Here is a 17,331-nt window from a genome sequence, read left to right as displayed (position 1 = left end):
ATGATCTACCGAATGATCGACACGCACTACGCGCCCCGACTGGGTGGCGTATTTGCGCCGGGAGCAAGTTCCGCATCGCAAAGCCGCGCAGTCGACAACCCGCTGTTAAGCACGATGCAGCGCGCAAGCGAGCAGATGGACGGCTTGCAGGTGCGCGTCGACGAATGGCTGGGCAAGGCGCGCGCCCGTTCGGCGAGCGCTCGCGATGCGCGTGACTGGCTGACGTCGATTGACGAGATGCAGCGGCGCTTGCGCGCAGGCGAATCCACCGTGACTTTGCCGGAAGGACTGCGTGAGTTTGTAGTGCGCAACGCGTTGATGTCGACGTCGCACGCTTCGGGTGCGCTCGGCACCGCCGCCCTGGACAGCCTCAGGGCCGGTGTGCAGTCGATGGCGTCGGGTGCGAGCGAGTCGGCCACCGTCGAACAGATCGAACTCAGGCAGTTTCTGTCGCGCTACGAGAACGCGCTGACGCTGAGCAACGCAGTCATCGCCAAGTTGCGCGACATCATGAGCAAGATCGTCAGCAGCCTCTGACGGCTGCCTTTCTCTTCACGTCTCATCTCTTCCCCTCTCATACCGAATTCAGGAACGACCCCATGACTTCAATCCAATCGAATGTGTATCGCTACGGCGCGTCGGTCTCGCAGCAGATGTCGCCGGACGTCACGCTGACGTCCACACGCACCGTCGACATTCACTCGCTATTGCTGGCGCACGCTGCCACGCTCATGCAGGCCAGCGGCGGCGACGCCAAGCTGAAGATCGACTCGATGCGCGCGCGTCAGGCGCACGGTCGCGAGGCGCGCGACGTGGCAAACCAGATCGAAACGCTCATCAACAAGCTCGGCACCAGCACGACGGCAACGACCAAAATCGGTGACGGCATCCGCGAATTTTTCGACAAGCACGACCTCAGGATCACCATCGACGACAGCGGCGCGAAGAAGACGCTGAAGGATTGGGAAGCACGCAGCAAGAAAGTCGGCGAGGACGGTTATGTCGGACCGTCGGGGGCGTCGGGCGACTACCGCGCAGACCATCTGCGCGCGCTCAAGGCGGCGGCCGACAGCCGGGGTGAAGAAGCGACCGACAGCCGCACCATCGAGAACATCGAAATCAACAAGTTTCTCCAGGAATACAACGGCGTCTCGACGCTCGCCAACACGATCATCAGCTCGCGCGGGCAGCAGCTCAATCAGATCAACGGTTCGATGCGCTCGTGAATTCATCTTCATCGATGTCCTCATTGCTGGCACATAAGACGCACGACACGTCAGCCGACGACACAGCGGCGATCTTCTCGCGCTTCTTCGAGCGAGGTGGCGCGCTGCGCATGCTGGCGGATCTCGACGAAAGCGATCTGGCGTGCGTTCGTGCGTACGCGCTTCAACGTTTCAAGGAAGGCGAGATCGCGGCCGCGCAACGTATCTACTTCATGCTCGCCACGCTCGACCAATGGTCGTTCGACGACTGGTTCGGTCTTGGCCTGTGCTATCAGCGGCTCGGCCAGCATGCCGACGCGCTGCCGTGCTTTGCCAAGGCCGGTGTGATCCGCGCGGCGGACCCGCGTCCGTCGTATCTGGCGGGCATGAGTTACGAGAGTGTGGGTAATGCGTCTTACGCGACGAAAGCCTACCTCGCGACGTTGCGGCTCTGCGGCGAGAACACGCACCATCGCAAGCTCGCACATTCGGCGCGCGCCCGGTGCGACGCCCTGTCAACTTCTCCATCGAAAGGAAACACATGACTGTGATTGGCGCAGTAGGCGCGGCATACCGTCCGTCATCCCTGGGCGCTGTTCGGGAGCCCACGAGGCAGCTCACGGACACGATCGGGCCGCATGCCCTGCGAAACGACAAGATGTCCGACGATTGGCTCTCGTCGGAAGACTTCCTTCCCGACGCGACCGACGCCGGGGCGTGGCAGAACGCGGAAGGAGCGTTCGCCCGCCTGCTGCAGCGTCTGTATTCGCTTGGTAGTGCGATGGCGGCGGATGGCATGCGTCCCCAGTCGCAGTTCGGCGTGATCGATCTGGCGAGTCTCGAGGAGCTCGATCCGTCCACGCTCGTGATGGTGGCGTCGATGATCTCGATGCAAGCGATGGGCGATACGGCGAAGTCGACACAGAAGGCGCTGGAACTGCTGGCGGAGCGTCAAGACAAGCTACGGCAAGAAGACCTCCAGAAATTCCGCGAGCAGATGGACGCCGCCACGAAGGATGCCGACAAGGCGCGCAAGGGCGGCATCTTCGGTGTGATCTTCGATTGGATCGTCGCGGCCATCGATGTCGTCGTGGGCGCCGTCAAGCTCGTGACCGGCGTGCTGACGATGAACCCGCTGATGATTGCGGGCGGCATTGCCGACATCGGCGCGGGCGTCGCGGGCATCGGCGCTGCGGTCTACAAAACGATGGCGCTCGTCGATCCGGAGAACGCCGAGAAGTACGAGGCGGAAGCCACGAAGTGGGGCTACGCGCAGATGGCGTTTCAGGCGCTCGGCATGGTCGTCGGCTTCGGTACGTCGGTGCGCGGATTCATGGCGTCGCGCTCAGTGACGAAGACTGCCACGCGTGTGATGAAGGGCGGCGCGGGCGAAGCGCTCACGAAAGCGGTCAAGGCCGGTGACGACGCAGCGATCGGTGCGATCAAACAGCGTGTCGTCTCCGAAGTTTCGTATCAGGTCGGCATGGAAGTCGGAAAACGCGTCGGCAAGTCGCTCGCGCAGAGCGGCACGCGCACCGCACGCAATCTCGTCAAACGTGGCTTTAACCGCATGGCCGAGCAGTTCACGCAGGAGATGGTCGAGCGGATGGTGTCGCGCTCGTTCGATAACGTCGTCAAGTCGACGGGCAAGCAGGTGGCCAAGGGCGCACGCGTGACGGCGACCGATGTGACGAAGTCGTTCAGCCAGCAGATCGGCGCTCAGGGACGTCGCGCCATCGTGCGCGGCATGTGGTCGCTCTCGGGTGTGATTCGCGGTGGCGTGGTGGGCGCGCGCGAGATCACGGCGGGCGCGATCGGTATTCAGCGCGCGAAGCTTCAGCGGCAGGCGCGCGATATCGGCACGGAAATGCTGTGGTTGCAGTTCCTGATGGAGCTCAACGGCGACGACAAGAAGCGCGTCGCCAAACGCATGGAGACCTTGTCGGCGCAGCAGGGCGAGATCGCGGAATCGGCCAGCGACGCCGTGACGAAGACAGGCGCTGTGCGCATGCGCATCGCCGCCTCGATGGCGTGAGCGGCGTGCGTGTTATCGATCATCGACGCGGCTTCGGCTGCGTCTTCGGAAAATGGAACGCAAAGGGGAACGCAAATGACAGGCATAGCAACGACGAAGCCGTGGCAGACCACGGCGCAGAGTGAGCGCGGCGCATGGGTGTCGAATGTGCAGATGCCGGACCGTGGCGGACGTGCCGTCGATGGACTGGTGACGCTCATGCAACTGGTGAAGCTGATGATGGAAATTCGCGTCGGCGAACGCAACACCGATCAGTCGTACCGCACGCGTCACGACGTGATGCTGTTCGCGAGAGGCGTGGCGGCGCGTGACGAGAAATACCAGGCCAACAAGAAGCACTACGAGGCCGCGATGACGTCCGCTGGTGGGTCACTTTTCACGGGCGTCATGGCGCTCGGCGGCAGCGCAATCGGCGCGCGCTACGGCATGCGCGACAAGATGGAGATCGGGCAGATGTTCGGGGGCGTGGTGAGCGGCGTCGGGCAGTTCGGCAAACCGGCGTTCGAGTTCGCAGCCGCCGACCTGTCGAATCGGGGGCGGGACAACGAGGTGGTCGGCGAGTTCGCCACCGGACTGACCGACGAGACGCGCAAGAGCAACGATCGTTTGCGTCAGCGTATCGATGCGGCGAGCGGCGAGTTGCGCGACGTCACGCGTCAGCTGTACGGCCTCGCGGGGCAACATCTCACCAAGCTTTACGAAGCCATCCGCTAACTCAGCCAGTGACTTATCCAGTGACCCATTCATGACAGTCTGCGAGCGCGCCGTTGCGGCATTTTTCAGGACTCACCGTTTCAAGGCGCGCGCGGAAGTCTGCGAACGCATGCACATCGCCCTGGGACAACGCGTCGAGAACGGCGAGCTGTCCCTTTGTCATCGTCTCGACAAAGTCGCTGCCGGTTACGTGCTGACGATCACCGATTTTCGGCTTGATGCGCAGGCGCGGGCGAGCGATCAGGCGGTGAGGCGATTCTGTCAGCTGATCCGCACGTTGCTGCGAACGGTGCCGCATCTGAGCTACGTACGGGGGATGATCCTGCCGGGCGTGAGCGACGCCCATTTGCGCGACGCGCGGCTTCGGCTGGGCGTGATCCTGGAGCGTGAGGGTGCATTCTGGCGCGACGAGGACGGCGATCGCTGGTTGGTATTTTGCCGCGATCACCAGGGAATTCCGACGCGTCATATGGTCGCTCGCGACACGTCGTCCTCCTCGTCCTCCTCTTCTTCCTCGTCTGCGGTGGCTTACGGCAACATGCCGAGCACACGCCACCACACATAATCCAACGGAAAGAGCAGCACCAGCGAGATGATCGTCATGACGACGGTCAGCCGTGTGCCGTCTCGCATGCCGACGCCGCCGAGGTGCATCGCGATCATCATCGGCGGGCTTTGATACGGCAACAACACGGTCGAGAACACCGGCACCTGAAGCATCAGGACGGTGTAGAGCGGCAGGCCGCTCGCCGTGGAGAGCTGGCCCGCAAGCGGTGTGAGTACGGCGGGCAGACCGGGTAGGGTCGCCACAAGCCCGATGGCCGCGCCGATGGCGATGAGCCACGCTGCATTGACGACCGGCGTGCCGGGCACCATACCGACGGCGTCCAGACACAACCGCGCGACCTTCTCTCCCAGACCACTGTCAGCGACTACGGCACCCACACCGAGGAACCCTGCGACGTAGATGAGCGGAGTGATCTGCATCTGGTCGGTGAAGGTCTTCGGCGTCACGATGTGAATCGCGGGCAGCAGACAAAGGATGGCGGCGGCGACGGAGATCCACGCGGGGGAGATGCCATGCCATGCGTCCGTCGCAAACCCTGCCAGCGCGAGCGCCAGCAGAATGGACAGGTGGCGCGCGTCGGCCGTGAGCGGCGGCGTGGTTGTGGTGGATGTGTTCGTGAGCGGGCCGTCATCCGGGAATAGACGGCAGACGACCCACACGAGAATGACCGCCTTGAGTGCGCCGAGCACCGGGAAGTGCAGCAGCAGATACGGCGCGTAATGCAGCTTCACGCCATAGAAGGAGTCGGCCGCGCCCATCAGCACGCTGTTCGGAATGTTCGCGGGAAGGATCGTCGTGGGCGGCATGTAGCTTGCGGCGGCGACCATCATCACGAGACCGGTGCGTCCGCGTCGTCCTTCGGTAAGTCCGATGCGATCTGCGAGCGCGAGCACGATGGGAATGAGCAGCAGAATACGGCCGGTGGTCGAGGGCATCACGAAGGCGAGACCGACCGCGGCCACCATCACAGACGCGACATACCGGGGGTAAGTCGGACGCTTCAGCGCGAATACCGTGGACGCAAGTCGCGAGCCGAGCCCGGTGGTGCGCACGGCAAGCCCTGTGACCGCGCCACCGAAGACAAGCCACCACGCGGCGGAATGAAAACCGGCAAAGATGACTTCCGGCTTCGCGACATGTAGCAGTGTGGCGAGCAGGAAGAAGGTCAGCGTAGTGACCGGTTCGGGGAACAGACCGAACGCCCACGCACCGATGGTGAAGAGCACGAGGACAGCTGCTTGCGCGGCCGTGGGCGATAGCCCGAGCGTGGTGCTTCCATGACTCGCTGCCCATAGCGCCAGCGCGAGAAGCGCGAAGGCGGCGTAACCGCCGAGCGCCCGCAACCGGGCGCGTAATCGTTCGCGACGCAAGAGATTCGAGGCGTGCAGTGTCTCCGACGAAACCGTTTCGTTCATGGCGCTTGTCGTTTTGATGATGGGCCAGAACAGCGATCTTACATGGTTCGGTCTGTGGGATGGTGCGACTACAATACGCGCATCCCTTCTGAAGTGAAATCATGCGTTGGAACAGAACGAAGTCATGACCGTTGCAGCACCGAAGCCCTGGTATCTCTATTTGCTGGAGTGTGCCGGTGGGCGCATTTACACAGGGATCACGGTCGACGTGCAAGCGCGTTATGCCGCGCATGTGGCGGGGAAGGGGGCGCGCTTCACGCGGGCGTATCCGCCGTCGCGTGTGTTGTTGTCGCTATCGTTTGCCGACCGGTCGGCGGCCTCGCGTGCCGAGTACCGCATCAAGCAATTGACCGCGTCGCAGAAACGCGGCCTGATTGCGGGGACGTACGTCTGCGACTTCTCCGATTTCACAGACGCCGCAGGTCTGGGCGACGCCCCCGTCGCAGAGTCATCCCTCAAGGCACCAGACGCGCCTGTCGAATGATGCGTCGCACGTCGCGTTGCAGCGCGCCGAACTGGCCGCGCGACGGAATCGGCGAGACCACCAGCGCCCAGGCGTCGCCCGGCACGGTCTTCTCCACCACGGTGTAATAGGTCGACTGCGTGCGGAAGAAGTCGGCGATGCCGTCGTGACTGATGCGATAGCTTCGATCCCCGGCCCCCGGCAGCAGGAACACGCCGAGCGTGTAATACACATCGCGATCCGAATTCACCGGCCCCGACTGCTTATCGAGCAACAGCGTGCGCAGCGTCTTTTCCGTGAGCAGACTCGGGTGACGGACATCGAACACGCGCCACACCTTGAGCAACGCGCCCGTCGACATCTGCCAGCCCGCGAACGGCGCAAGCAGGCGCCAGCTTTCGGGCAGCTTCGCATCCGTCACACCCAGCGGCGCGAAGATGTTCTTCTCGCAGAAGTCCTTGTAATCCTCGCCGGACACCGCTTCGATCACCATCCCGAGCAACAGATACGAGACGTTCGAATAGACGAAGTCGGAGCGGCCCGTCGAATGACTGGCCTCGCCCGCATCCAGATAGTTGAAGAAGTCGGCGTTGCCGCCCACCCGACGGATGGCCAACCCGCTGAACAGACCATTAACCGGATCGTTGAAACCGTTCGTCGCCAGCCCCGCGCGGTGAGCGAGCAGGCGTCGCACGGTCAGATCGCGCAATGACGGATCGAGCGGCTTGCCGTGCTCCTTCGCGTAGTCGGTGAGCAGGTCGCTGAGTTTGGCGTCGAGCGACAACTTGCCTTGCTGCACCAGCAGCGCGATCCCGATAGCCGTCACCGACTTCGACAGGCTCGCGACGGGCAGTAACTGCTGGACTTCGTCGCCGGACGTGGCGGCTTCGAGCGCGACGCCGCCGTCCGACTCGGTGCGCAGCCAGACATGCGAGAGGTTGTAGCGCTCCTTGAGCTGCGCGACACCCTGCGCGATAGTCGACTGACCGATCGGCACGGCGGGCTTGATCGGCGTGACCGCGCCCGATGATGGCAGGGCGACGACTGCACCGGTAGTGTTCGTCGCACCAGAGGCGGATGCGGCGGACGACGCGCTCGACGGCGTCTGGGCGAGCGCGTGGCTCGCCGTCATCAGTGTGGCAGCGCCCAGCAGGATAGTCAGGACAACACGGCGTGCAGACGCGCCGGTACGCCCCATAGCTCGTGCCATGTCATGCCAATCGCCTGACATCGCCCATAGCTTTGTACAACGTGCCCCTGCTGCCGGACGGCTGCGCCGTTCGACGTTCATTACTTAACTCCCCCCGCGCACAAAACTTCGAACCGCGGATCGACTCTCTTCGGAGTCGGAATGGTTCGGAGTGCGCACGTGCCGCTTTGCGGCGATGTTCGAAATCGAAGTGTAGGAAAAACTTCGGGTAAATACCCAGCAAAACCTGCGCATTTTACATTAAGTTGCATATATCGCGCATTTAGGGCGATAGGGGAATGCAATCGTCCGGGCGTAACCCCGCGCGACGGGCGCTGCGCGGCGAACGTCACCGATATTGCGCTGCCGAAACTCCCTCATAACGTAAAGCATCGCCCGCAGACGCCCGTCCGGCGGCGCTTTGCGGGCGGTTCATCACATTAAGTGCGCGCTTTGTCAGTGCGGCACCGACAAGACCTGTTACGCATCGCGGTGTAAGCTATCTCCCAAGACTGACAGGCTCCGACTCGCCCACAGGCCTTGAGGGCGGCGTCCCGATGACGTCGTGCCGGCCGAAGGAACGACCGAAACATGACTGAACCGCCCCGTGCGTGCCCGAGCCGGCCCGCCGATCCCGCTTCTGATGTGGCGCTTTCTCCGGCCACTGCCGGCCACAGCGCTGCGGCCTCTGCCGCTGGCGAGGGTGACGGCAACCCGCCCGAATTACCCAGTGCTTCCTCCGCTTCGCCCGCTTCGCCCGTCGATGCCGCCTGGCTGGCCTTGCCCGCGCCTATCCGCCTGATCAGACGCTTTCCGTGGAGTGCCGCCCGCCCGTGGCTGATCGTCGCCGGTGTGCTGCTGCTCGGCCTGTTCGTCTTCGACGCGCTGCACCACATGTTGCGACACGTGCATTACGACAACGTGATCGCGGCCATTCACGCCACGCCGGTGACGCGCCTCGTGCTGGCCATGCTGGCAACGTTGGCGAGCTATGCGGCGCTCACCGGCTACGACATCTCGGGGCTCGCGTACGCCGGGGCGAAGGTGAAGCGCTCGACCGTCGTGCTGACGTCGTTCATTGCCTATGCGCTCGGCAACTCCGTCGGTCTCGGCGTGCTGACGGGCGGCACGGTGCGCATGCGGATGTACGCGGCGGCGGGCGTCGATGCGTCGAAGGTCGCGCAGGCCGTCGCCTTCAACGCCGGGGCGTTCGGTCTCGGGATGACGGTGTTCGGCTCGCTGGGGATGTTGTGGGGCGCGTCGCGCGTCTCGGCGCTGGTGCCGATTCCCGCGTGGATGTTGCAGGCCTTCGCCGCGCTGCTGCTGGCGGGCGCGGCCGCGTTCCTCGTCCTGTGCGCACGCAAACGCTCGGTCGCGATTTTCGGCCGCTGGTCGATGCCGTTGCCGCCGCTGCGCCTCGCGGTGCGTCAGTTGGTGATCTCCGCCGCCGACCTCGGCATGGCCGCCGCCGCGCTCTGGTGCCTGCTGCCCGCCGGTGTGGTCGATCTGCCGACGTTCGTCGTCTTCTACGCCATTGCAATGGCGCTCGGCGTGCTCAGCCACGTGCCGGGCGGCGTCGGCGTGTTCGAAGCGGTGATCCTGCTGGCGACGAACGGTCACGCACCGATCAGTCAGGTCGCGGGCGCGCTGGTGCTGTATCGCGGCATCTACTATCTGCTGCCGCTGATCTTCGCGGCGTGCCTGCTCGCTGCGTTCGAATTGCGGCAAGGGCCGGCCGCCCCGATCGGACGCGCCGCCGTACGCCTCTTCCCCGGTTTGCTCGCGGCACTCACGCTCGTGGCCGGTGTGATGCTGCTGATCTCGGGGTGACGCCTGCAACGCGCGATGCCGAGGACTTCCTGCGACGTCATGTCCCATTGTTCCTCGTGGAGGTGTCGCACCTGCTGGGCAGCGTGGCGGGGCTGTCGATGCTGTTCCTTGCGCGCGGTCTGCTGCACCGGCTCGACGCCGCGTGGTGGGGTTCGCTGGGCCTCACCGTCATCGCGGCAGTGCTGGCGATTCCGAAGGGCATCGCGTTATCGGAATTCTTCGTGCTGGCCGTACTCGCCACCTTGCTGCTCGTCTCGCGCAAGCAGTTCGACCGGCGCTCGTCGCTATTCACGCAGTCGTTCGAACCGGGCTGGATCATCGCCGTGCTGTCGGTGCTGGGCGCGTGTACGTGGCTGATGTTCATGTCGTACCGGCGCGTCGGCTACGCCAATCAGCTCTGGTGGCAATTCACGTTCGACGGCGATGCGCCACGCTCGATGCGTGCGCTGATGGTCGTCGCCGTGATCGGGCTCGGGTTGTCGCTATGGCAATTGCTGCGCCAATCGCCAGGCGCGATGGTGCCTGCGACGCAAGACGAACTGGCGCGCGCGAAGGCCGTCATCCGCAAGCAACCCGCCGCCGATGCGTGTCTCGCGCTCATGGGCGACAAGAGCTTCCTGTTCTCGCCGTCGGGTAACGCGTTCATCATGTACGCGAAGCATCGTCGCTCGTGGGTGTCGCTCTCGGATCCGGTCGGCGATCAGAAGGAGTGGCCGGAGCTGATCTGGCGGTTCATCGAACTGGCTGACGCGCACGGCGGTCGCGCGGCGTTCTACAAGACGCGTCCACAGGCATTGCCGCTTTACATCGACGCAGGACTGCGTGCGTACAAACTGGGTGAGGAGGCGTTCGTCTCGCTGCCGGAGTTCGGTCTGCAAGGCGCGCGTCGTGCGAATCTGCGGCATGGTGTGACGCGCGGTGAGCGCGAAGGACTGACGCTGGAGATCGTGCCGCCGGAGAACGTCGCGCCCCATCTGGCGGAGATGCGGCTTGTGTCGGATGCGTGGCTTGCGCGTCAGCACACGCGCGAGAAGGGCTTCTCGCTGGGGGCGTTCGACGATGCTTACGTCGCGCGTCAGCCGGTGGCGCTCGTGCGGCGTGAAGACCGGCTCGTCGCGTTCGCCACGCTGATGTGTCCCGACGTGCAGCGCATCGAAGCGAGCATCGATCTGATGCGTCAGGTGCCCGATTCGCCCCCGGGCACGATGGACTTCCTCTTCGCGAAGCTGATGCTGCATTTCAAGGCGCAGGGCTATCAACGCTTCGGTCTGGGCATGGCGCCGATGTCGGGCATGGAGACGCATCAGCTTGCGCCGCGCTGGCACCGCTTCGGGCGGATGATGTTCGCGCACGGCGCGCGGTTCTACAACTTCCGGGGATTGCGCAGCTTCAAGGACAAATTCGATCCGCAATGGGAGGCGCGCTACCTGATGACACCGGGCGGCATTGCACCGATGTTGACGCTGGCGGACGTCGCATCGCTCGTGGGCGGTGGCTGGAAAGGGATGATTACGAAATGACAGGAAGCGCGATGGCGATGGATGACAAGAGCGACGGCGACCGTGCGACGTCGGTGACACCGGGCGTCAGACGCGCGCGGGCGATCCGGGCTGCGTGCTATTCGGCGGCGGTCGCGATCAGCGTGTCCGCCACTTGCGCGATCGCGCAGACGTCGAAGACTGCCGAAGCAGTAGCCAACGGTGGCAATCCGTTGAACGTGCTCAAGCCCGCGCCGAAGGCCGGACCGGTGGCGCAGTCGCGCGCCGCAGCGTCGAGCGTGCCCGCACCGGTCATGCCCCAGGCGGCGGCTGCGGCAGCGGGTGCGGCGGCCTTTCGTAGCGCGGGCACGGGCGGCGCAGCCCCCGAGATCATGACGCATGGCCGCTTCGAGAGCGTCCCCATCTTCCGGCCGGAAGGCGAACCCAACGCGACGGTGCTGTTCTTCTCCGACGACGACGGCTGGACGCCACGCGCCGAGCGCATGGCCAGGGCACTGGCCGACACCGGCGCGCTGGTCGCGGGCATCGACACCGCGCGGTTGATGGCGAACTACACCAAGGACGACATCGCATGCGTCTACGCGGCGGGCGATCTCGACAACTTCGGCCGATGGGTCGAGGCCGCCGTCAAACTGCCGGGCTACACGCCGCCGATTCTCGTGGGCGACGGCGTGGGCGGAACGTTCGCGTACGCCATGCTCGCGCAGGCCGGTAGCGACACGTTCTCCGGTGCGCTGTCCGTCGACTTCTGTCCGGTGCTGCCGATGTCGCGTCCGCTGTGTCAGGGCGAAGGCGTGCATTTCGGACGCGGCATCACCCACACGCCAGGCGGCGCGCCGATGCGTCTGCTCCCCGCGCCGGTGATGAGTGCTCCGTGGCTGGCGATGGGAGGCCCGTCGGGCGGGCCTGCCAGCCCGGCACGCGCGCCGCGTTGTTCGGACCACGTCGCGCAGGAGTTCGCTGCGCGCACACCGAATTCCAACTGGCTCGTGGGCGGGCTGGCGGGCAGTCTGGGGGCGATGGATACAAGCGGTACGACGTCCGCCTCGTCGACCGGTGCTTCGTCCACGCCGGTGCTGGCCGATTGGGTGACGCAGTACAAGAATGCGTTCCGGCGTCTGAACGCGCACCACGTGGCAGGCACGGCGCGACCGCCTGCGGCCGTCGCCGATCTGCCCGTGATCGAGGTGCCAGCGACGGGCAAGCCCGCTGCGAATCTGGCCGATACCTTCGCCATCCTGATGTCGGGCGACGGCGGTTGGGCTGGACTTGATCGCGATGTCGCCGGGGCACTGTCCGCGCACGGCATTCCCGTCGTGGGTGTCGATTCGCTGCGGTACTTCTGGTCGGCGCGCACGCCCGCGTCCGGCGCACTCGACATCGACCGCCTCATGCGCTTCTATCAGACCCGCTGGAACAAGAAACGCGCGATCCTGATCGGCTATTCGCAAGGGGCCGACGTGCTGCCGTTCATGGTCAACCGGATGCCGCCACTGGCACGTGAGCGCGTGGGTCTGCTCGTGCTGATGGGGCTTGGTCAGAAGGCCGATTTCGAGTTCCGCATGACCAACTGGGTGATGTCGAGCCAGAACGGGCTGCCGATCCGCCCCGAGGTAGAGCGTCTGCCCGACGGCATGGCGATGTGCATCTACGGCGCGGACGAGGACGACAGCAACTGTCCGGGCCTCGACCCCAAACGGGTGCAGGTCGTGAAGATGCCCGGCGGGCACCATTTCGACGGCAACTACACCGCGCTGGCGGACGTGATCCTGCAGGGACTCGCCAAGCGCTGACGGACGACGGTGCCGTCCAGTGTCGCCCGGTGTCGTCCGGTAAGGCTGGGTGAGGCCCGGTGTCTCCCGCCGTCTGTCGTACCGTCCCAACGTATCGGGTAACCGCGACGTATCCGCGCTTTCTCGCCTTGCCTTCCGTGCGGGCGCTCCGTACACTGCGGCCAGTTTTTCCCTATCGCGTCACGCACTTAGCGTGTTTCGCGTGCGACGAATACGGTAGGGACCACACGATACGGCACGACAGACAGGAGAAGATCGATATGGCCGAGGGTTACTTTCCGAAGTGGCAACCGCAGGACACCGCCTCGGGGCGCGTGATCGCCCCCGATGAGCGTTTGCCGTGGCCGCAGACCATCGCGATGGGCGTGCAGCACGTGGTCGCCATGTTCGGCTCGACCGTGCTGGCCCCGTTGCTCATGGGCTTCGATCCGAATCTCGCGATCTTCATGTCGGGCATCGGCACGTTGCTGTTCTTCGTCCTCGTCGGCGGACGCGTTCCGAGCTATCTCGGCTCCAGCTTCGCGTTCATCGGTCTGGTCATTTCGGTGACGGGCTATGCGGGCAGCGGCCCGAACCTGAACATTCCCGTCGCGCTCGGCGGGATCATCGCGTGCGGGGTGCTTTACGCCATCATCGGCCTGATCGTGATGGTCGTCGGCACGCGCTGGATCGAAGCGCTCATGCCCCCGGTCGTGACGGGCGCGGTCGTCGCGGTGATCGGCCTGAATCTGGCCCCAGTCGCGGTCAAGGGCGTCTCGGCCACCAGCTTCGACACCTGGATGGCGCTGGCGACGGTGCTATGCGTGGGCCTCGTGGCCGTGTTCGCGCGCGGCATGGTCCAGCGTCTGCTGATTCTGGTCGGCCTGCTGCTCGCCTACGTGCTCTACGCCGTGCTGACGAACGGCATGGGACTGGGCAAGCCGATCGACTTCGCCATCGTGGCCAATGCCGCGTGGTTCGGTCTGCCGCACTTTGCCGCACCGGTGTTCAAGCCGGAAGCGATGGTACTGCTCGCGCCCATCGCCATCATTCTGGTGGCTGAGAATCTGGGGCACATCAAGGCCGTGAGCGCCATGACGGGACAGAACCTGGATCGTTACATGGGGCGCGCGTTCCTTGGCGACGGGCTGGCGACCATCGTGTCGGGCAGCGTCGGCGGCACGGGCGTGACGACCTACGCCGAGAACATCGGCGTGATGGCAGTGACGAAGATTTACTCGACGCTGGTGTTCGCGGTCGCGGCTGTGCTGGCGCTGGTGCTGGGCTTCTCGCCGAAGTTCGGCGCGATCATCCAGACGATTCCGGGACCAGTGCTCGGAGGCGTGTCGATTGTGGTGTTCGGTCTGATTACGGTGGCCGGTGCGCGCATCTGGGTGCAAAACAAGGTCGACTTCTCGGACAACCGCAACCTGATCGTCGCGGCAGTGACGCTGGTGCTGGGGGCGGGCGACTTCACGCTGAAGTTCGGCAGCTTCTCGCTGGGCGGCATCGGTTGCGCGACGTTCGGCGCGATCATTCTGTACGCACTGCTGCGGGGACGCGGCGCGTCGCGCCCGGCGGCGATGTAACGTTTCACCCCATGCCTGCGAGTACCGGGGCGTGAGACCAACACGGCACGACGATTACGTCGTGCCGTTTTTGTTTGTGTGGGTGATGTCGACGGGCGGCGCTTGCAGGTGATCGAGCAATTGGCGTGCGTAGACGGGCAGGGCGTCGCGTTCGCGCACGCACAGCACCAGCGTGCGCAGCGCCCACGGGTCGACCAGCGGCACGATGCCGATGTTCAGTACGGTGGCCGAACGATGGGCGGCGCTCAAAGGGACGATGCCCAGCGCAGCACCCGTCGCCACTGCGCGGCAAAGGCTGTCGAAGTCGCGCAGACGCAGCCGGTAGTGCACGGCGCGTCCCGCGCGTCTGGCGTGACCGTCGATGTGCTCGGCCAGCGCGCTCTGCGCGGGCAGGCCGATGAACTCCGCGTCGAGCACGTCGGCAAACGCAACGCCTTCGCGCGCCGCCAGCGCGTGTCCCGGCGGCGTAACGATCACCAGACGATCCTGCCGGAACGGCACCGTCTCAAGTCCCGTCAGCTCGATCCAGTCGGATACTACGCCGATGTCCGCTGCACCTTCGAGTACAGCCTGCACGACGGCGGGACTCGTCTGCTCGCGCAACGCGATTTCCACATTGGGATGCTCGGTGAGGAACGTGCCCAGCAGATCGGGCAGGAATTCGGACATGGCGACCGTGTTGGATGCGACGCGCACGTTGCCCTTGAGGCCAGCGGCGTACTCGCCGAGTTCGCCGCGCATCTGCTCGATTTGCAGCAGCACGCGTCGGGCGTGCGCGAGCAGGGCGCGTCCGGCGGGGGTGGGCACGACGCCTTGAGGATGGCGCACGAACAACGCAATACCCAGCGTCTCTTCAAGGCCGCGAATGCGGGCGCTGGCGGAGGCGAGTGTCAGATGCGCACGCTCGGCGCCGCCCGTGATGCTGCCGGCTTCGGCCACCAGCAGGCAAAGACGCAGATCGGTCAGGTCAAAGCGCATGAGATAGGCACGGGATGAGCGGGCGCTGGGCACGGATGAGAGACGGGGTGTCGTCAGTGTAGCGGTTCGTCCGGGCGCGATGTCGACTGACTTGGGCAAGGGCGCATGGTAAACTACGCGCTTTCAAGACACGGCCGTACCCGCGACGGTCTCCCCCGCCAAGCCGCAGCGTTTCATTCGTCGGCGGGTCGTCTTGCTGGCGTCTTCAGACGCGTCGCCCGGATGAGCGCGACGCGTGTCGCACGCCCACGCGGGCATTCCATCAAGAACAAACAACATCGATACGCGCGGGGACACACATCGTGGAGTCCGCGCATTGGTCTTTATATGTCTTTTGAAACGCTCGGCCTGTCGGCCGACATTTTGCGCGCGGTAGCCGATCTCGGTTATACGCAGCCGACCCCGATTCAACTGCAAGCGATTCCGGCCGTTCTGCAAGGCGGCGATCTTCTCGCCGGTGCGCAGACCGGAACCGGAAAGACGGCAGGCTTCACGCTGCCTATCCTGCAAATGCTCTCGTCGCGTTCGCACCCGGCTGCCGCCAACGGCAAGCGTAAGGTGCGCGCCCTTGTGCTGACCCCCACACGCGAGCTGGCTGCTCAGGTCGAAGAGAGCGTCACGCAATACGGTAAGTATCTGCGCCTGACCTCGATGACCGTGTTTGGCGGCGTGTCGATGGTGCCGCAGGTCAAGCAACTCGCACGCGGCGTCGATATCCTCGTTGCCACGCCGGGCCGTCTGCTCGACCACATGCAACAGAAGACGGTCGATCTGTCCGGCGTCGAAATTCTCGTGCTCGACGAAGCGGATCGCATGCTCGACATGGGCTTCATTCGCGATATCCGTCGTGTGCTGGCCGTGCTCCCCGCTCAACGCCAGAACCTGCTCTTCTCGGCAACGTTCTCCGACGAAATCAAACAGTTGGCCGATGGCTTGCTCAAGTCGCCCGCGCTGATCGAAGTCGCGCGTCGCAACACCACGGCCGAGACCGTCGACCAGAAGATCTATCCGGTCGACCGCGATCGCAAGCGCGAACTGCTCGAACACCTCGTGCGCGAGCACAACTGGTTTCAAGTGCTGGTCTTCACGCGCACCAAGCACGGTGCGAACCGTCTGGCCGAGCAACTGACGAAGGGCGGCATTCCCGCACTCGCCATTCACGGCAACAAGAGCCAGGGTGCACGCACGCGTGCGCTCGCCGAGTTCAAGAGCGGCACGCTGCAAGTGCTGGTCGCGACCGATATCGCCGCGCGCGGTATCGACATCGACCAACTGCCGCACGTCGTGAATTTCGATCTGCCGGAAGTGGCGGAAGACTACGTGCACCGCATCGGCCGTACGGGCCGTGCAGGCGCGAACGGTGAGGCCGTTTCCCTCGTGTGCGTGGACGAGCATCAATTGCTCCAGCAAATCGAACGTCTCATCAAGCGAACCATCGAGCGCGAAATCATTCCGGGCTTCGAGCCGGATCCGCACGCCGTGGCGCAGCCGATTCGCAAGAATCAGCAGGGTAACGGTCGTGGCGCAGGGGGTGGCGGCGGTCGTGGCGGTCGCAACGGCGGTGGCGACGACGCGCGTCAAGGCGCACGTGCGCCTCGCGAATCTCGTGACGGTGGCCGTGGCGCGCGCCAGGGTGGCGAAGCGAAGCCGCGTCGCGAAGGCGAACGCAGCGGCCGTCAGGGCGGCAATGGTGGCAATGGCGGGAACGGTGGTAATGCTGGCAACAGCATCAACGTCGCGCAGTCCGCCGGACGCCGCGAGCAGGCACCGAAGCGTCCGGGCAACCCCGGTGACACTCAGCGCGCACCCGCGCGCGCCGCACAGGGTGCCGGTAGCGCACGTCAGGGGCAGAACGCACCGCGCACGCAGAACGGCGGCGGTGGCGGCGAGCGCGGCGACTTCGGCCAGCGTGGTCCGCGTCCGGCGCGCCGCGACGGTGCCGGTGGCGCATTGCTGATGGGCAAGCCGAAGCGCGATTAAGCGCTTCGCCGGAGGCATCGACGATGTGCACGCAGCTCAACATTCGGGTGAATTTGAGCTGCGGCATGGGTCTGAGAGATGCCGCCCGGCAACT

General features: G+C 65.0%; 15 protein-coding genes. 12 read left to right on the top strand and 3 right to left on the bottom strand.

Features of this window, described 5'->3' with window-relative positions:
• The 6 genes from NA29_RS24325 (at position 1) to NA29_RS25935 (ending at position 4,519) form a co-directional block, all read left to right on the top strand.
• Positions 1 to 537, top strand: coding sequence for a hypothetical protein (locus tag NA29_RS24325; RefSeq protein WP_039393851.1), 537 nt, complete (start codon positions 1 to 3; stop codon positions 535 to 537).
• A gap of 62 nt (positions 538 to 599) precedes the next feature.
• Positions 600 to 1,226: a hypothetical protein gene (locus NA29_RS24320; RefSeq protein ID WP_039393849.1), complete on the top strand. Its 627-nt coding sequence runs from the start codon at positions 600 to 602 to the stop codon at positions 1,224 to 1,226.
• On the top strand, positions 1,223 to 1,750 hold the full coding sequence (locus NA29_RS24315; protein WP_224786925.1) for a CesD/SycD/LcrH family type III secretion system chaperone: 528 nt from the start codon (positions 1,223 to 1,225) through the stop codon (positions 1,748 to 1,750). Before NA29_RS24320 ends, NA29_RS24315 begins: the two co-directional genes overlap by 4 nt.
• Before the next feature lie 113 nt (positions 1,751 to 1,863).
• The gene (gene sctE, locus NA29_RS24310; RefSeq protein WP_039393847.1) at positions 1,864 to 3,240 is read left to right on the top strand and encodes a type III secretion system translocon subunit SseC family protein; all 1,377 of its coding nucleotides are present in this window, start codon (positions 1,864 to 1,866) and stop codon (positions 3,238 to 3,240) included.
• A gap of 75 nt (positions 3,241 to 3,315) precedes the next feature.
• A complete protein-coding gene (locus NA29_RS24305) occupies positions 3,316 to 3,954 on the top strand; it encodes a hypothetical protein (RefSeq protein ID WP_039393845.1) in 639 nt (212 codons plus the stop codon).
• A 109-nt stretch (positions 3,955 to 4,063) separates the two neighbouring features.
• Positions 4,064 to 4,519, top strand: coding sequence for a hypothetical protein (locus NA29_RS25935; protein WP_150777621.1), 456 nt, complete (start codon positions 4,064 to 4,066; stop codon positions 4,517 to 4,519).
• Here the strand turns inward: NA29_RS25935 and NA29_RS24295 are convergent.
• Positions 4,483 to 5,937 (bottom strand): SLC13 family permease, encoded by a 1,455-nt coding sequence (locus NA29_RS24295; protein WP_039393841.1) that lies wholly within the window; start codon positions 5,935 to 5,937, stop codon positions 4,483 to 4,485. The genes NA29_RS25935 and NA29_RS24295 overlap by 37 nt on opposite strands.
• Before the next feature lie 124 nt (positions 5,938 to 6,061).
• Here NA29_RS24295 and NA29_RS24290 point away from each other — a divergent pair, with 124 nt between their 5' ends.
• Positions 6,062 to 6,421, top strand: a complete 360-nt coding sequence (locus tag NA29_RS24290; protein WP_072633480.1) for a GIY-YIG nuclease family protein — start codon at positions 6,062 to 6,064, stop codon at positions 6,419 to 6,421.
• Here NA29_RS24290 and NA29_RS24285 read toward each other — a convergent pair.
• Positions 6,393 to 7,610, bottom strand: a complete 1,218-nt coding sequence (locus NA29_RS24285) for a serine hydrolase domain-containing protein (protein WP_157744793.1) — start codon at positions 7,608 to 7,610, stop codon at positions 6,393 to 6,395. The two genes, NA29_RS24290 and NA29_RS24285, sit on opposite strands and share 29 nt — an antisense overlap.
• A gap of 570 nt (positions 7,611 to 8,180) precedes the next feature.
• On the opposite strand from NA29_RS24285, the gene NA29_RS26615 reads away from it, so the two are divergent.
• The 4 genes from NA29_RS26615 (at position 8,181) to NA29_RS24270 (ending at position 14,279) form a co-directional block, all read left to right on the top strand.
• A complete protein-coding gene (locus NA29_RS26615) occupies positions 8,181 to 9,419 on the top strand; it encodes a lysylphosphatidylglycerol synthase domain-containing protein (RefSeq protein WP_257125712.1) in 1,239 nt (412 codons plus the stop codon).
• Complete coding sequence (mprF, locus tag NA29_RS26610) at positions 9,416 to 10,939, top strand: bifunctional lysylphosphatidylglycerol flippase/synthetase MprF (protein ID WP_257125711.1); 1,524 nt, start codon at positions 9,416 to 9,418, stop codon at positions 10,937 to 10,939. The genes NA29_RS26615 and mprF overlap by 4 nt, the downstream gene beginning before the upstream one ends.
• Positions 10,936 to 12,711 (top strand): virulence factor family protein, encoded by a 1,776-nt coding sequence (locus NA29_RS24275; protein WP_224786926.1) that lies wholly within the window; start codon positions 10,936 to 10,938, stop codon positions 12,709 to 12,711. The genes mprF and NA29_RS24275 overlap by 4 nt, the downstream gene beginning before the upstream one ends.
• Positions 12,712 to 12,971: 260 nt before the next feature.
• Entirely contained in the window at positions 12,972 to 14,279 is a 1,308-nt protein-coding gene (locus tag NA29_RS24270; RefSeq protein ID WP_039393836.1) for a solute carrier family 23 protein, read from the top strand.
• Positions 14,280 to 14,333: 54 nt separating this feature from the next.
• On the opposite strand, the gene NA29_RS24265 is transcribed toward NA29_RS24270, so the two are convergent.
• Positions 14,334 to 15,257, bottom strand: a complete 924-nt coding sequence (locus NA29_RS24265; protein ID WP_039393834.1) for a LysR substrate-binding domain-containing protein — start codon at positions 15,255 to 15,257, stop codon at positions 14,334 to 14,336.
• A 327-nt stretch (positions 15,258 to 15,584) separates the two neighbouring features.
• On the opposite strand from NA29_RS24265, the gene NA29_RS24260 reads away from it, so the two are divergent.
• Positions 15,585 to 17,237, top strand: coding sequence for a DEAD/DEAH box helicase (locus NA29_RS24260; protein ID WP_084104100.1), 1,653 nt, complete (start codon positions 15,585 to 15,587; stop codon positions 17,235 to 17,237).
• Positions 17,238 to 17,331 lie beyond the last annotated feature (94 nt).

The sequence above is a fragment of the Pandoraea sputorum genome (assembly GCF_000814845.2).
Classification (GTDB): Bacteria; Pseudomonadota; Gammaproteobacteria; order Burkholderiales; family Burkholderiaceae; genus Pandoraea; species Pandoraea sputorum.
This window is presented reverse-complemented; position numbering and strand designations above follow the sequence as displayed.

What these genes read in the sequence shown, in the direction of transcription:
- NA29_RS24295 (WP_039393841.1), bottom strand. Translation starts at nt 5,937, where the DNA reads ATGAACGAAACGGTTTCGTCGGAGACACTGCACGCCTCGAATCTCTTG.
- NA29_RS24270 (WP_039393836.1), top strand. Translation starts at nt 12,972, where the DNA reads ATGGCCGAGGGTTACTTTCCGAAGTGGCAACCGCAGGACACCGCCTCG.
- NA29_RS24305 (WP_039393845.1), top strand. Translation starts at nt 3,316, where the DNA reads ATGACAGGCATAGCAACGACGAAGCCGTGGCAGACCACGGCGCAGAGT.
- NA29_RS24265 (WP_039393834.1), bottom strand. Translation starts at nt 15,257, where the DNA reads ATGCGCTTTGACCTGACCGATCTGCGTCTTTGCCTGCTGGTGGCCGAA.
- NA29_RS25935 (WP_150777621.1), top strand. Translation starts at nt 4,064, where the DNA reads ATGCACATCGCCCTGGGACAACGCGTCGAGAACGGCGAGCTGTCCCTT.
- NA29_RS24275 (WP_224786926.1), top strand. Translation starts at nt 10,936, where the DNA reads ATGACAGGAAGCGCGATGGCGATGGATGACAAGAGCGACGGCGACCGT.
- NA29_RS24290 (WP_072633480.1), top strand. Translation starts at nt 6,062, where the DNA reads ATGACCGTTGCAGCACCGAAGCCCTGGTATCTCTATTTGCTGGAGTGT.
- NA29_RS24325 (WP_039393851.1), top strand. Translation starts at nt 1, where the DNA reads ATGATCTACCGAATGATCGACACGCACTACGCGCCCCGACTGGGTGGC.
- NA29_RS26615 (WP_257125712.1), top strand. Translation starts at nt 8,181, where the DNA reads ATGACTGAACCGCCCCGTGCGTGCCCGAGCCGGCCCGCCGATCCCGCT.
- sctE (WP_039393847.1), top strand. Translation starts at nt 1,864, where the DNA reads ATGTCCGACGATTGGCTCTCGTCGGAAGACTTCCTTCCCGACGCGACC.
- NA29_RS24285 (WP_157744793.1), bottom strand. Translation starts at nt 7,610, where the DNA reads ATGGCACGAGCTATGGGGCGTACCGGCGCGTCTGCACGCCGTGTTGTC.
- NA29_RS24320 (WP_039393849.1), top strand. Translation starts at nt 600, where the DNA reads ATGACTTCAATCCAATCGAATGTGTATCGCTACGGCGCGTCGGTCTCG.
- NA29_RS24260 (WP_084104100.1), top strand. Translation starts at nt 15,585, where the DNA reads ATGTCTTTTGAAACGCTCGGCCTGTCGGCCGACATTTTGCGCGCGGTA.